This is a genomic window from Nitrosovibrio sp. Nv6, assembly GCF_900110495.1.
Lineage (GTDB): Bacteria > Pseudomonadota > Gammaproteobacteria > Burkholderiales > Nitrosomonadaceae > Nitrosospira.
Map to the genome: position 1 here is coordinate 923,567 of NZ_FODX01000001.1, position 14,225 is coordinate 937,791.

11 protein-coding genes are annotated in these 14,225 nt (G+C 54.3%); 9 read left to right on the top strand and 2 right to left on the bottom strand.

Features of this window, described 5'->3' with window-relative positions; translation table 11 throughout:
• Positions 1 to 6: 6 nt before the first annotated feature.
• A complete protein-coding gene (locus BMX66_RS04380; protein WP_158593381.1) occupies positions 7 to 1,584 on the bottom strand; it encodes an FHA domain-containing protein in 1,578 nt (525 codons plus the stop codon).
• An 819-nt stretch (positions 1,585 to 2,403) separates the two neighbouring features.
• Here BMX66_RS04380 and BMX66_RS04390 point away from each other — a divergent pair.
• From BMX66_RS04390 to BMX66_RS04400, 3 genes are read left to right on the top strand one after another with little or no spacing between them, the layout of a single operon-like run.
• A complete protein-coding gene (locus BMX66_RS04390) occupies positions 2,404 to 4,182 on the top strand; it encodes a phage tail sheath family protein (RefSeq protein WP_090878718.1) in 1,779 nt (592 codons plus the stop codon).
• Between the two features lie 10 nt (positions 4,183 to 4,192).
• Complete coding sequence (locus tag BMX66_RS04395) at positions 4,193 to 4,720, top strand: phage tail protein (RefSeq protein WP_090878720.1); 528 nt, start codon at positions 4,193 to 4,195, stop codon at positions 4,718 to 4,720.
• 9 nt (positions 4,721 to 4,729) lie between these two features.
• The gene (locus BMX66_RS04400) at positions 4,730 to 5,488 is read left to right on the top strand and encodes a T4 family baseplate hub assembly chaperone (RefSeq protein ID WP_090878722.1); all 759 of its coding nucleotides are present in this window, start codon (positions 4,730 to 4,732) and stop codon (positions 5,486 to 5,488) included.
• 95 nt (positions 5,489 to 5,583) lie between these two features.
• Here the strand turns inward: BMX66_RS04400 and BMX66_RS04405 are convergent, their stop codons facing one another.
• Positions 5,584 to 5,766: a hypothetical protein gene (locus BMX66_RS04405; protein ID WP_143058196.1), complete on the bottom strand. Its 183-nt coding sequence runs from the start codon at positions 5,764 to 5,766 to the stop codon at positions 5,584 to 5,586.
• Positions 5,767 to 5,885: 119 nt separating this feature from the next.
• Here BMX66_RS04405 and BMX66_RS04410 point away from each other — a divergent pair, with 119 nt between their 5' ends.
• From BMX66_RS04410 to BMX66_RS04435, 6 genes are all read left to right on the top strand, one after another.
• Positions 5,886 to 7,070, top strand: a complete 1,185-nt coding sequence (locus BMX66_RS04410) for a hypothetical protein (protein ID WP_090878726.1) — start codon at positions 5,886 to 5,888, stop codon at positions 7,068 to 7,070.
• Positions 7,067 to 8,302: a Pvc16 family protein gene (locus tag BMX66_RS04415; protein WP_090878728.1), complete on the top strand. Its 1,236-nt coding sequence runs from the start codon at positions 7,067 to 7,069 to the stop codon at positions 8,300 to 8,302. The genes BMX66_RS04410 and BMX66_RS04415 overlap by 4 nt, the downstream gene beginning before the upstream one ends.
• Entirely contained in the window at positions 8,299 to 10,560 is a 2,262-nt protein-coding gene (locus BMX66_RS04420) for an ATP-binding protein (RefSeq protein WP_090878730.1), read from the top strand. The genes BMX66_RS04415 and BMX66_RS04420 overlap by 4 nt, the downstream gene beginning before the upstream one ends.
• Positions 10,557 to 10,814 carry a hypothetical protein gene (locus tag BMX66_RS04425; protein WP_090878732.1) on the top strand — a complete coding sequence of 86 codons (258 nt, stop codon included), beginning with the start codon at positions 10,557 to 10,559 and terminating at the stop codon, positions 10,812 to 10,814. Before BMX66_RS04420 ends, BMX66_RS04425 begins: the two co-directional genes overlap by 4 nt.
• A complete protein-coding gene (locus BMX66_RS04430; protein ID WP_121169242.1) occupies positions 10,811 to 12,784 on the top strand; it encodes an eCIS core domain-containing protein in 1,974 nt (657 codons plus the stop codon). Before BMX66_RS04425 ends, BMX66_RS04430 begins: the two co-directional genes overlap by 4 nt.
• Positions 12,785 to 13,139: 355 nt before the next feature.
• Complete coding sequence (locus BMX66_RS04435) at positions 13,140 to 14,216, top strand: eCIS core domain-containing protein (RefSeq protein ID WP_255398841.1); 1,077 nt, start codon at positions 13,140 to 13,142, stop codon at positions 14,214 to 14,216.
• The last annotated feature ends 9 nt before the right edge of the window (positions 14,217 to 14,225 follow it).

A 14,225-nucleotide genomic window follows, 5' to 3' on the forward strand; every position in this document is an offset into this window, starting at 1 on the left:
CCAGAATCACCAGGCACGTGTTCCTCCCCCATCAGCACCCTGTTTCCTGGCCCCTGGGTCCTCATTTGGCGCCAACAGTTCCAGCGTCGATTTTCCTACTCGAATGTGATCGCCCGGACTGAGCACTCTTGCTGTCTGGTCGAGTTTCACATCATTGAGAGACGTTCCGTTGCGCGATCCACTGTCGCTCAGGTACAGGCTACCCTGGTCATATTTTATGCTCGCATGCTTGTGCGACAAGTAATCATCGCTTAATTGCAAGTCATTCGACTCGTCCGAGCCGATTCGATAGGTAGTCTGTTCGATGGCATATTGCCGCCCTCTGGCAGGTCCACTCACGCCACGAAGAACAGCCGTAGGCCGTCCTTGACTGGGCATCGGGAATGCAAAACCTACGGCGGTGCGTGCGCGTTGGGGACGGGATTGCTTTTCTTCGTCATCGATCCGGACATCAACAATTCCCATATGCTTAATCTCCGGCTCTTCCGGTCTTCTTCCATTTTTTAGCGCTCTAATAGCAAGTACAAGCGCAATACCACCAAGCAACGTCCCCAGCAATATCCTGAGATCAACATTGACCGACAGAAGGTTTATAGTCCATTTGTCACTGGATTCATTTGAACTTGGGACTGACGGACTGGCAACAGACGAACTGGCAACATGAGGCGCAGAAAGCCTGTGCACGATAGTCTTCGAGACGGGCGCCTTGCCAGCAGCGGGCGTGAACTCCAGTTGCGCGGAATCTACCTGACGCCCATCAGCCGATACATCGTAGCGGAACAATACGTCAAACACCTGGGGGTCGGGCGAGTTGAGTAATTTATAGACTGCGCGGGACAACTCCTTTGCGTTTTCGGCGAGAATGAAGTCACCACCCGTATTTTTCGCCAAACGTGCAAGCAATTCCGAGTCTTCATCCGTAACGTTGCCAAACCCTATCGCATCGATGGTGATACCTTGAGCATTGGCTTTGCTTGCAATCACCCGGTCAGTAATGCTGCTGCCTTCATCCTTGCCATCAGTAACGACGATCAGGCGTTTCAAGCCCCTATCATCACGGCTGCGCAGCTCTGAAAGACCCAGCTCGATGGCCTCGTACAGCTTGGTTTTACTGTCCGGTGTTGATTTAGCACCGATTTCGCTTATGCCTTTAGCCACCTGTGCAGTGTTCTTGGAAAAGCCGCGAAGCTTCCTCACTTCTGTATCAAACGCCCATAGGGCGAGATTTAATTTCAATTCCGATTTACCTAAAACGCCCCTTAGAGCCTCCTGAATTTGTCTGATGCCAGCGGGGCCGATGGAACCGCTTTGGTCAACACAAAGAATTACCGATGTCTCAAGCGGAAAGGATGGCGCGGGCTTGACTTCGCTGGCTGAAATCGCGTGGTTGTCTTCAAACCGGAGTTGAAAAGCCGATGCGCTTGGCGCAGTTTCCGTGAAGATACCGGCAGTCGCAACGACTGTACCGGCTGGATTTTCCTTGACTGAAAAAACCTGGAGTGCGCTTGCGTGGACATACCCATACGTGAAGAGGGAAATGGCCCACAAGAAGAATTTTATCTTTGATTTTGATAACCGGCCCATCTGCTCCTCCCGTCCGCCATTTGCGCACATGCTTATGAATTGCCGTCACCACAAGTCAATCCAAGCAAATTCCATGCCGATAGGTTTGCGGGAATAATTCAATATGATCAATCATTAACTGATCGCAGGTTCGCTAACAGGTGTGCAGTTGGTCGGGGTCGATTAGCGTGCTGTTTGTGATAATGGTCTACTTAAACGCGTAAATTCATGAGCTTATCGGAGGCAGGACAATCATCACCCTGAGTGGGTCAAAGTCAACCCATATCGAGAACCGCCTCATTTCTCCGGATCCTTTCAATTGCTTCTATTTTTATCAACGTGTCGTAAACGAGGGATGTTCGAGTTCATTCCGTTTATGTGTTGTACACATTCGTCACCGAAGACCTCAAAAGCTCGCTACGCATTGCCGGAACGACGAGATCAAACCGGCTCCGACCCAGCGCTGGGTCAAAAATAACCCACTTGAAACGTAACGTGTTAATTCTCCACAGTTTTATCGATAATATATCCAATTGACGAGGCAGGCTATGGCGCTTCTCAGCAAAAAGATCACCCGCACTCCCCGAATCTATTTCACTCAACCGATTGATTCTGTGGAAATATTTTTTTCCACGCTCTGGCATGGAAGTTGCATGAAGACCGATAACTAATAGAGATTCCAGCCGTCAGAACCATGCAATCGGGATGCGTTTTCCGCCTTGCACTCGTAGCGGCGGCTAATTTTAATATTACTTTAAGTTTGAGTATCGTCGGGTGATAGCGGCAGGTTTGGTGAGTATCTGTCGCCTGTGAGAATTTATTGCAATCAAGGAGGATTCCATGCCAGTCGCCGTTAGTTACCCAGGAGTTTATATCGAGGAAATCCCAAGCGGCGTGCGCACCATCACAGGTGTAGCCACCTCCATTACAGCATTTCTTGGCCGAACCTCCGCTGGGCCTATAAATGAGCCGGTCATTATTAATAGTTTTAGTGATTTCGAACGGCAATTCGGCGGGCTGGTAGTTGAACATCCTCTCACCTATGCCGTACGGAGTTTTTATCTTAACGGGGGTAGCCAGGCACTCATCGTAAGACTCTACAGACCTGACGCAACTCCCCCCGGCGGTACGGAAAGTGACGGTGCCGCCAGTTTTACGCTGGACGATCTATCGTTGGCCGCTAAAAGTCCAGGGACTTGGGGAAACAAGCTGCGGGCCACGATTGATGCGGAAGTTGCGGATGAAACCCGGACGCGCCTGGGTCTAGGTAACGATGAACCGCTCTTCAACCTCATTGTTAAGTTGGATGACCGCAGCGAGAAGTTTCTAAACCTGACATTATCAAAAAATAGCGCACGGCGTATCGATAGAGTGCTCGAAGCAGAATCAAGCCTAATTCGCTGGAAAGGAGATTGGCCGGCCACGGCGCCTGCAATGGCAAAGTTAGGGGCGGCAAGTGCTGCGCTCAAAACGTTGAAAGAAGCTTTGAACGCTCAGCCGCCTGTTCCAGCCACAATTGACGCTGCAAGGCCAGCGTATGAGAAAGCAAAAGAGGATTTGGATGACGATGTCACCAAGGCAGAAAAAAAACTGGCCCGGGCATTGGCGGCAAAGCCTCCCGTGCCCCAGGATATCTCAGATGCTCAAGACGAGCTGAAAACAGCTCAAGATAGCATGAACGGCTCGGGTGGCCAGGCACTTGATCAAGAAACTTATGAAGGCAGCGAGGCTGACAAGACCGGACTATATGCACTGGAGAAAGCTGATCTATTCAATCTCCTCTGCATACCTCCGGATACTACTGAAGAGGATGTTCCACCCCCTATTTATCAGTCAGCGATGGCCTATTGCAAAAAACGCCGTGCCATGCTCATTATTGATTCACCCGCTGCCTGGAGCGCAAATAAAGAAACTGCCGCCGCCACCGCCAAAAACGGGCTACCTACGCTCGGGCTTTCCGGAGATGATGCGCGCAATGCCGCGCTTTTTTTCCCGCGTGTTTTGCAGGCAGATCCACTTCGCGATGGCCAGATTGACGCCTTCGTACCCTGTGGGATTGTCGCCGGGGTTATGGCCCGCACCGACGCTTCTCGCGGTGTCTGGAAAGCCCCTGCGGGTCTGGACGCATCGCTCAACGGTATACAGGGGCTTGATGTCAATCTTAATGATGCCGAAAACGGCATGCTCAACCCGCTCGGAATCAATTGCTTACGCTCATTCCCAATCAATGGACGAGTAGTATGGGGTGCGCGTACGCTACGGGGGGCTGATCAATTAGCGGACGAATGGAAATACATTCCCGTCCGGCGTACTGCACTATTTATCGAAGAAAGCCTTTATCGTGGCACCCAATGGATAGTCTTTGAACCGAACGATGAGCCTCTTTGGGCACAAATCAGACTGAACGTAGGCGCCTTCATGCACAACCTGTTCCGCCAGGGAGCTTTCCAAGGCATTACACCGCGTGAGGCCTATTTTGTGAAATGCGACAAGGAAACGACGACTCAAAACGACATCAATCTGGGCATCGTTAACATCATTGTCGGCTTTGCGCCGCTCAAGCCCGCCGAGTTCGTCATCATTAAAATCCAGCAGATAGCTGGACAGATCGAGGTCTGAGGAGGAAAACATGGCACAGTTTACAGTTAACGCACAACGGTTCGATCCTTATAAAAACTTCAAGTTTCGCATCAAGTGGGATGGCAGGTACGTCGCCGGAGTCAGCAAAGTTGGTCTCCTCAAACGCACAACAGAAGTCGTCAAGCACCGGGAAGGCGGTGATCCCTCATCCAGCCGCAAATCTCCGGGCCGTACGGAGTACGACGCTATCACGATCGAGCGTGGCGTGACGCACGACACCGAATTTGAGAAATGGGCAAACAAGGTCTGGAATTATGGCTCGGGCCTCGGGATGGAAGTCTCGCTCCAGGATTTTCGCAAAGATGTGATTATTGAAGTGTACAACGAAGCCGGACAAAAAGTTCTCGCTTACAAGGTCTACCGATGCTGGGTTTCTGACTTTCAGGCGCAGGCCGACCTTGATGCCAATGCAAATGCAGTTTTGATTCAGAATATCAAACTTGAAAATGAAGGTTGGGAACGGGATTACGAGGTTCCTGAGCCTGCCGAACCGACATTCACTGAACCTGCCGTTTGATGATGAATCATGCATACACCATCGGCCATGGATTTACTGCTGGCGTGGGAGCGGGGTCTCGATCAATCGCCTGCAAGGCGAGCACTTGCGCTGCTTGGGGCGTGTTCGCCGGACATTGCTTCGGATAAGCTCGCCGCCCTTCCTGTCGGCGCGCGAGACGCCAGGTTGTTACGCTTGCGTGAATCGCTATTTGGGGATTCCATCGCGGCGGTTTCGCGGTGTCCCGAGTGCGGCGAGAAGCTCGATGTTGCATTTAATGTTGATGACGTTCTCGATGCCCCTCCCGAAGCAATCGATAAGGTGATTGGCGACCCCGGTATACAAGCTCATCACCTGAATGCGGGTGACTACGATGTCACCTACCGCCTGCCTACCAGTGCCGATCTTATTGCAGTGTCTCTACTGCCTGACGATAGTGCGTCGCAACAGGCACTGCTGCAACGCTGCGTGATCGGCGTGCAACAAAGCGGTGTCTCAACAACGATTGATATGTTGCCGGATACGGTCATCACCGCTCTATCCAACGACATGGCGAATGCCGATCCCCACGCGCAGATCGAACTGGCCTTGAACTGTCCGGCATGCGATCACGCATGGCACTCACTGTTCGATATCGCCTCCTTTCTGTGGAGCGAGATCCACGCATGGGCACAACGCATCCTTCATGAGGTCCATACATTGGCGCGTGCATATGGATGGCGCGAACTGGACATTCTCACCATGAGCCCAACACGGCGCCAGATTTATCTGGACCTGGCGCAATCATGAGCAATCATGCCCCTACATTAGTAGATACTCTGTTCGCTGTTAGTGATATTTTTGATTTTTTTATGCGAGCACATTGCCCTACGCCTACTTCCCTTTTACCCGGTCGTTCCCGCGAAAGCGGGAATCCATGGGGTTTTCGGTTGCCCGAATTCACCCGCTGCAGGATGACGGCCTGTTCCAGTCAGCGTCTGGATTCCCGCTTTCGCGGGAATGACGAAGTAGTTGTAGGATGGGTGGAGCGAAGCGCAACCCATCATCCGGCTTACTTTATATCTCACCAAACTCCGCATAATCTGGCTCATCATTTCCAGCCTGATCCTCATCGTTTGATGCGCCGTGTTGTATGTGGTTTTGAGGGATTACGCTATGCTCCCATCATGCATAAGTGCATTTGAGTATGGTTAACAGGCAGAATTTTTTAAGCACCCTCATACAGCGCGAGCACGGCGGACACGTCGCTCATGCCATTTCGCCGCGTCCGCCCTCACGCTACGAGCCAGTTGAACGGAATGGACCGGTTGCAATGTTTGAGGAAACAGAGCCTGCGGGAGCGAACAGGGATACACTCCGTGCTGATGCGCATCATACGCCGCCACCCGTTGAGCCCGATCAAGGCGTGCGAGCCGAGCGCCCAGAGAATACGCTACAACCCCCGGCATCAATGGTTCCACTGAAGGAGGAAGTTGCCAATACCAATGCGCCATCGCCGAGTATCACCTTGCCCTTGGATGAGCCCGTCGCTGAACATGAGCGTGTCGCTGCCCGTAAGGACCTATCGCCAGTCGATCCCGCTTCGGAACCTGACACCACGAAACCGGCGCGCGTAGAAAAACGCCGCATCGAAGCCACATCCCGTATTGAAGACACTGCAGGGCATGAGGAACGCAGCAACACGGCGAAAATGCCAAAGGGAAAATATGACGGGAGCCCGCGGCATGAATCCGAACCCCGATATAAGGCAACCGAACACCCCGAAGGCTTACCCTCTGCCAATTCTCACCCACCGACTTACACGGAACAGTCACGTCCCGCGAAACACAACGTGGTAGCCGCGCCGCAGATCAGCGACGTCACAAGGCAGAACGGGGACGACGAACATAGCAACATACCGATAACCGTGCCAGAAAAACTTGACAACAACCCGCACCATCCAACCGTCGCTACACAGGTGAATGCCGTTGCCACTGCGACGACGATCCCCGCGCCTCAGCCCACGGCAAAACATACGGTAGCGTCCACGCCTCGGATCAACAGTACCGGCAATATAGCAGAGCATCCCGGGCACGATAGTGGTGCCCCGCCCGTATCGCGAGAAGTATTTCCCGTGCAGGTGACAATAGGGAAGAGCGGCGGCACAACGCCCCCTTGGCCATCGCGCGAATTGCCAGGCACATCGTCCCATCGCGAGGCGAGTACGCCCGCTCCAGCACCAACGATAAACGTCACCATTGGCCGCATCGAAGTTCGCGCTGTGGCAGCTCCCGCCACAGCAAAGCGAAACAACGCCGGTCCCAAGCCAATGAGTCTGGACGCATACCTTAGCCAGCATTCGGGGCGGCGAAGCCAGCGAGGGTCACAATGAGCAACGCCCTTGCCATCGCCGCGGTGACTTCAACCATGCGTTTCTTGCTGGAAAACTCAATCCAGGCAGACCCGGCATTGACGGGAACCCTCATTACAACCAAACCACCGGATAAGGCGCGCGGCACAAATACAGGGCGGCAGCTTAACCTCTTCCTCTACCAGCCACAGACGAATGCCGCCTTTCGCAACAGCGAAATTCCACACCGGGCTACGCAGGGTGAAGCAGGCATGCCGCCGCTGGCACTGAATCTCTTTTATCTTGCCACGGCCTACGGCGAGGAGCAACGCGCAGATGAAGAAGTCATGAGCCACCACTTGCTTGGCCGGGCAATGAGCACGTTTCACGATCATCCACTGCTCGGGACGGAAGAGATTAGAAATGCTCTTCCTGATAATGACTTGCACCAGCAGATCGAGCGGGTGCGCATCACCTCGCAGCCCATGACACTGGATGAGATATCCAAGTTGTGGAGCGCCTTCCAGACTCCCTACCGCCTCTCGTCCTTCTACCAGGTGGCTGTGGTCCTGATTGAGAGCACACGGCAATTGCGCGCGCCGCTGCCCGTGCTGACCCGAGGCAGGGACGATCGGGGTGTGATCTCACAACCGAGCCTCATTCCGCCCTATCCGGCTATTGATCAATTGACCTTGCCCGCCAGGCAAAACGCAGTAAGGCTTGGCGAAACCGTACTCATCTCCGGTCACCATCTGGATGGCGAAAACGTTCGTGTGCGCCTCACCAATCGCCAGTTGCCCGAGCCAAGAATTCTTGCACCCGAGCCGGGCATGACCAGCACCGAAGTAACAGTCGTACTCCCGGACCAGCCAGCCGACTGGATTGCGGACGTCTATTTATTGGCTATAGTTGTGCTGAGGCCGGATGAAGCCGCAGACCGGATCACAAACGAATTGCCTCTGCTTGTGGCGCCGCAGATCACTGCGATTGCCCCCAACCCCGCAATACGAGATGCTGCGGGGAATGTAACGCTTACCTTGACCTGTATACCGCAAATCCGCCCGGACCAACGGGCAAGCCTGTTACTGGGCGATAGGGAAATACGCGCTAATGCGCATCCTGCGCAAACGGACAGGCTGGACTTCAACATCACAGGCGCAACCCCCGGAGATTACTTCCTTCGGCTCCGAGTGGATGGAATTGACAGTCTACTTATCGACAAATCGACCACTGTGCCAGTATTCGATCCTTCACAAAAGGTGACGATCACATGAAAACGCTGGAAGATTGGCAGGCCGCCAATGACAAATATTTAAGCGCTGCCGTAGCATGGGTGCGTCTCCTGCTTGAGCAGCGCGCGTATCCCTCACCAGCTCTTGCCGTCCCTTCTCCTTCCGGCGCTTCTCCCGATGCACCTGTTGCACCCGTTGCACCATATGATGCTCCTGACGTCCCACCTGTGGCGGCGCCGGAGGCGGAAGCCACTCCTACTACTGGAACCCGAGCCCGGCGCAAGTCTAAAAAAGCCGAGGGCCCGGCTCCAGTCGGTTCTGAAACCGCTACCCCATCTGTCGCGCTATCGAGCGAATCTGGCACCAGCAGTGCGAAGGACGACCCGCTCAGCCAGGCCGCTGCGGAGATGGCCGCAGCGGAAAAGCAAATGACGCCTCCCCCCGCGCTTGTGTTGTTAAGCCAAAGGCTGGGCCTGTCCAGATTCGAACGCGACATCGTCCTGCTGTGCACCGCACTCGAACTGGATACGCGCATCGCCGGCTTGTGCGCCCAGGCCCAGGATAATCCCGCAAGGCCCTACCCCACCTTTGCGCTGGCCCTGTCGCTATTCAATGAGCCCGCCTGGGAAGCGCTTTCTCCGGAGCGTCCTCTGCGTTACTGGCGCCTTATCGAAATAAATCAGCCAGGCAGCCAGCCGCTCACAACAAGCGCCCTCCGCGCGGATGAGCGCATTGTTAGTTACATCAAAGGGCTGAACTATCTCGATGACAGGCTTAGTCTGCTGCTTGCGCCAGTCACCCCAGCGAGGGGTGATCCGCTGCCCCCTTCTCAACAACACGTTGTCGACAGTGTCCTGCAGCGCTGGCACTCCCCCGGAGATATAGGGAATAGGCCCGCGCCAGGCATGTTACCGGTCGTTCAGTTGCTCGGTCCAGATGAGCCTAGCAAGCGGCTTATAGCGGCACATACAGCCGCCAGCCTGGGACTGCACCTTTACAGGTTGCCAGCCGCCTTTCTCCCGCCCCAGAATGCGGATCAGGAAACACTGGCGCGACTCTGGCAGCGCGAGACTGCTTTGCTGCCACTCGCGCTTTACCTCGATGCACAGGAGTCACCTAATGCTCAGGAAGGGCCACAACCCGCGGTCAGCCGTTTTCTTTCACGTTGCGATGGAGCCATATTCCTTGCGACGCGCGAGCCTTGGCCGCATCTTGACCGCACGAATGTGGCATTGGATGTGGCAAAGCCCACGCCGGACGAGCAGCGGTGCGCCTGGCTTTCGGCATTGGGAGATACGGTAAAGAATGTGCCGGATCTGCCCGATCAGCTATCGGCACAATTCAACCTTGATCTTGCGACCATCCGGCAGATCGCGCAGGAGGAACTCTCAGAGAAGACATCATACCGGTCACTCCCGGACCGCCTCTGGGACGCATGCCGAGCCAGCGTCCGCCCGCGACTCGAAGCGCTGGCCCAACGGCTGGAAGTCAAGGCAACCTGGGATGACATCGTGCTGCCAGATGAAGAAACGCAAGCGTTGCGCCAAATTGCTGGACAGGTGGCACAACGTACCAAGGTATATCAGACCTGGGGTTTCGCGAACAAAATGAATCGGGGCTTCGGCATCAGCGCGCTATTTGCCGGCGAGAGTGGCACTGGCAAGACCATGGCGGCGGAAGTAATTGCCAATGAGCTGCGCCTTGATCTTTACCGGATAGACCTGTCCCAGGTGGTCAACAAATATATCGGCGAGACGGAAAAAAATCTGCGCCGCCTTTTCGACGCCGCCGAAGACGGCGGCGCAATTCTGCTCTTCGACGAGGCCGACGCCCTCTTTGGCAAGCGCAGCGAAGTCAAGGACAGCCACGACCGTTATGCCAATATCGAAATCAATTATCTGCTTCAGCGCGTGGAGTCCTACCGCGGACTCGCAATCCTCGCAACCAACATGAAAGGAGCATTGGATACCGCATTTATGCGCCGGCTCCGCTTTATAGTCAATTTTCCAGTCCCCGCCGCGGCACAGCGCAAGGTTATCTGGCAGAAAGTATTTCCACCTGAAACCCGTACAGAAGGGCTGGATTACGACCGCCTTGCGCGCCTCAATCTCACCGGTGGCCTCATACACAACGTAGCGCTTAACGCGGCATTTCTCGCCGCGCAGAATGATACAGCGGTAACCCTCCCGCTAGTGCTTATCGCCGCCCGTGCTGAATTCCGCAAGCTCGACCGACCGATCAATGAAGGTGATTTCCGCTGGCTGGAAACTGCGGGAGCGGGAGCAGGAGTACAGACATGAACATCAACCTGCACATTGATCGGCTGATTCTGGATGGGGTGACCATACCGCATCACCAACGCCGTCTTTTGCAAGCCAGCATGGAGGCAGAGCTTGCCCGGTTACTATCAAAAGGTGGCGTCCTGACTGGACTAAAAAACGGCGGTGCTATACCGCAAGTTCCCGCGAAGGCAATTCAACTATCAGCCAGCGTCACCCCGGTACAGCTTGGGCGGCAAATTGCGCGGTCCGTGTATGGAGGGATCGGAAAATGAATGAGATTGCTTCCCAAACCAGGAATCAACCGCGGGCGAATACCTTACCAGCGTCGAGCATCCTGCAACGCAAGTGCGAGTGCGGAAGTCATACGGTTGCAGGCGGAGAATGCGTGGAGTGCAGCAAGAGAGAGCACGGTCTGCAACGCAAAACTAACGAAGGATTTAGTTCAGGTCGTGGCAACACATTATCCGGCATTTCCTTACAGAGAAAACTTACCATTGGAGCAAGCGATGACCCCCTGGAGCAGGAAGCCGATCGGGTTGCGGATCAGGTGATGGCCAAGCCAACACATTCCGCACTTAGCGATACGCCGCTGCGCATTCAGCGCTACTCAGGTCAAACGACTGGGGATATGAATACTGCCCCTGCCAGCGTAGATCGCGTTCTTGCGAGTTCTGGCAGGCCACTGGAACCAGCGTTACGGCAAGACATGGAACAGCGCTTTGGACACGACTTCTCGCAAGTGCGGGTACATAGTGACGATGCTGCCGAGCAATCAGCGCGGCACATGAACGCCCGCGCCTACACAGTGGGCCACAACATTGTGTTTGGCGCGGGCCAATATGCGCCGGGAACAGCCGAAGGCAAGCGCCTCGTAACTCACGAACTGACTCACGTGGTGCAGCAGGGCCGGAGTATGGGGGAACGAATTCAGTGCGCACCGGGTGAGGCGGCGACTTTTTCAGCAAAGACATTGGAGCCGTTGGAAAACGTGGCACAGCGGATTGCCCGGTTGGCTGCCGGCGACACCGGGTCCGCGATGAGCAAATTTAATCTGAAAGGCGGGCCGGACAAGGTCATCTCGGTGGTCCGCAATATGAGAACGGGCCAGATCTATGTTGGACTCAACACAGGCCCACCTGCTAATGTGACCGAGGTTATTCGCAAGGCCACCGCGGCCCAAAAGGCAAGGATCGCTGCGAAGGAAGTGAACGTGGTCCAGACGTCGGCGATCGCTATAGAGGGTGGGCATGCAGAAGTCAACGCGCTGAACAAGGCCATCGCGCAGGAGGAATCAGCGCTCCGCCGCGCGATGACGGAGGCTGAACTAGGAGCAACGTTCGAGATGCACAATGTCTGGTTGAGCGGTGAACGCAAGCTCACCACAGCGCCCCGGTGTGAGCATTGCGCACGGATCACTCGGAGCGTAGCGGTAACCGAGTCCTTGTTTAAAGTGGAAGGCGGCGTGTCGGGGGAGATCAACGTTCCGCAACGGGGGAAGGCGGTAAAATCCGGGGGAAAGATCGTGGAGGCCGAGGCCATCCACGGTGAAATATCGGTTCGCAAACCACCAGTGAAACCTCCTACCACCGTGCCCGAGCAGGTCCCTGAAACCGTTCCCAAGGTGGAAGTCCCGGGCGTACCGTCTGTAGGTAGATTAAAAGGCTTGGGTAAAAGTCTTTTGAAAGGCGCCGTGGCGGGTTTAGTTCCAGGTCCTGACGATATTCCTGATGTGGTACTTTCCCTCGCAGACAGAGCCGCGGCTGTCGAGGCAATCAGGAGGATTCAGGTCAAATTCGCAAAAGAAGGTTTTGCGAAAGGTGTTGCGGCTGGCGTGATGTGGTGGTCCGAAGAGGAAGTACGCCTAAATCTTAAGAACCGTGTCACTCCATTCCGGATACAAGGTTTGGAAGACCCAGCTGGTTTTCTAGGCTTGACCTATATTCTTCGCCTTGCTGAAGCGTACGAAAATTACGCGATAGACAGAGGATATCAGTTCGGTACATCACACACGCTAGAATGGAAGAAAGTCATGAGGGACATAGGCTTTGGTTTTCTAGCTGAGCGTGGATATCATTATGGGGAAGACCCTGGGGTCTTATTTGAAAACGAATTTATCAAAGACCTCGCATACGCACTCCGTCCTATTACCGATCCAATAGCTGACGAAGCTATAGAAAAGGGCGAAGAACGGCGCAGACAAAAATGGATAGAAGATAAGGCCAACTCACAAATATATGAATAGATCTGGGGTCAGACACGATTGATAAATTATCAGGCTTTGACCAAATATCGGATGCTTTAGTACTGAATTTATGAGTAACAACCTGACAACTGAAAGCAAAGCTGGGCAAAGCTCAATGCACTTCAGAGCAGGGAGAATTCTGCAGCGCAAGTGTGACTGCGGCAATCACACCGTAGCAGGAGGAGAATGCACGGAATGCGGGAAGAAAAAACATAGTCTCCAGCGGCAAATCATCGAAGGGAATAGTTTGGGTCTCAATACATTCCCGCTTATTCCATCAATACAGCGCAAGCTCACCATCGGCGCAAGTGACGACCCGCTGGAACAAGAAGCCGACCGGGTTGCGGATCAGGTAATGGCCAGGCCAACACATTCCGGGGTTAGCGATGCGCCGCTACGCATTCAGCGCTATTCGGGTCAAACGACTGAGAGCCCGAATACTGCTCCTGCCAGCGTAGATCGCGTCCTTTCGAGTTCTGGCAGATCGCTGGAACCGGTGCTACGGCAGGACATGGAACAGCGCTTTGGACACGACTTCTCCCAAGTGGGGGTGCAAACTGGCGATGCTGCCGAGCAATCGGCGCGGGAAGTGAACGCCGCTGCCTATACGGTCGGGCATAACATTGTATTTGGTAGAGGCCAGTTCGCACCCGGAACAGAGAAGGGTCGGCGCTTGATTGCTCACGAGTTGACGCATGTAGTGCAGCAAAGCGCGGGAAGCAGCCCGCGAATTCAGCGCAATGGCATGGGCGAGTTGCGGCTCTCGGAGAGATGCGAAGAACTGAAAGGAGAGATTCGCGTGACCAAGGCATACGGCGCTCTTGACATGGCAGCGCAAAGCTTGACCGAAAGCATCATGATCGAGGTAGATAAAAATTCGCCTTCGGAGCGATATCGTCTGCTCTTAACCCTCAAAACGCTGTTTGTGGACCCAGCTAAAGCACCCTCGGATCTATTTAATGAGCTCCAGCAGTTCCTCAGATCTCCAACCAACCAACCGGCCTCAAAAGAAGAAAAAAAATGTGAACAATTTCCAGGGGGATCAACCGACTGCGTCGTAGATGAAAAGACCGGAACGCCAACAGGTAAAGTAACGCAACGTATCGAAGAAACCAATCGATGCACCAGACCATGCGTGGAACAGCACGAGGCGGTCCACGTTAAGCAATTAAAGGCGTTCTGCCCAAAACTTAGGGACTGCTATCTCGCTGCGGACGCCGGCAAACGACCTGTTGAAGAATGCATCAAGATGAATTTTGTGATGAAAGAACTCGAGTGCGAAGCGTACAAAGTTTCTGTCCAGTGCTTAGAAAAACGGCTTAAAGCAGCAAAAGAATGTCAATCTAAAGAAAATAAGGAATATGGAACCCGCCAGCTTGCGAGCGATAAATGCTTCCGCGACAAGAATTGCGGAGATTCTAATAAGAAATAATACAAGGAA

Excerpts from the sequence above, each read along its gene's own strand:
- BMX66_RS04430 (WP_121169242.1), top strand. The coding sequence starts at position 10,811 with ATGAATGAGATTGCTTCCCAAACCAGGAATCAACCGCGGGCGAATACC.
- BMX66_RS04410 (WP_090878726.1), top strand. The coding sequence starts at position 5,886 with ATGGTTAACAGGCAGAATTTTTTAAGCACCCTCATACAGCGCGAGCAC.
- BMX66_RS04425 (WP_090878732.1), top strand. The coding sequence starts at position 10,557 with ATGAACATCAACCTGCACATTGATCGGCTGATTCTGGATGGGGTGACC.
- BMX66_RS04415 (WP_090878728.1), top strand. The coding sequence starts at position 7,067 with ATGAGCAACGCCCTTGCCATCGCCGCGGTGACTTCAACCATGCGTTTC.
- BMX66_RS04395 (WP_090878720.1), top strand. The coding sequence starts at position 4,193 with ATGGCACAGTTTACAGTTAACGCACAACGGTTCGATCCTTATAAAAAC.
- BMX66_RS04400 (WP_090878722.1), top strand. The coding sequence starts at position 4,730 with ATGCATACACCATCGGCCATGGATTTACTGCTGGCGTGGGAGCGGGGT.
- BMX66_RS04380 (WP_158593381.1), bottom strand. The coding sequence starts at position 1,584 with ATGGGCCGGTTATCAAAATCAAAGATAAAATTCTTCTTGTGGGCCATT.
- BMX66_RS04435 (WP_255398841.1), top strand. The coding sequence starts at position 13,140 with ATGGCCAGGCCAACACATTCCGGGGTTAGCGATGCGCCGCTACGCATT.
- BMX66_RS04390 (WP_090878718.1), top strand. The coding sequence starts at position 2,404 with ATGCCAGTCGCCGTTAGTTACCCAGGAGTTTATATCGAGGAAATCCCA.
- BMX66_RS04420 (WP_090878730.1), top strand. The coding sequence starts at position 8,299 with ATGAAAACGCTGGAAGATTGGCAGGCCGCCAATGACAAATATTTAAGC.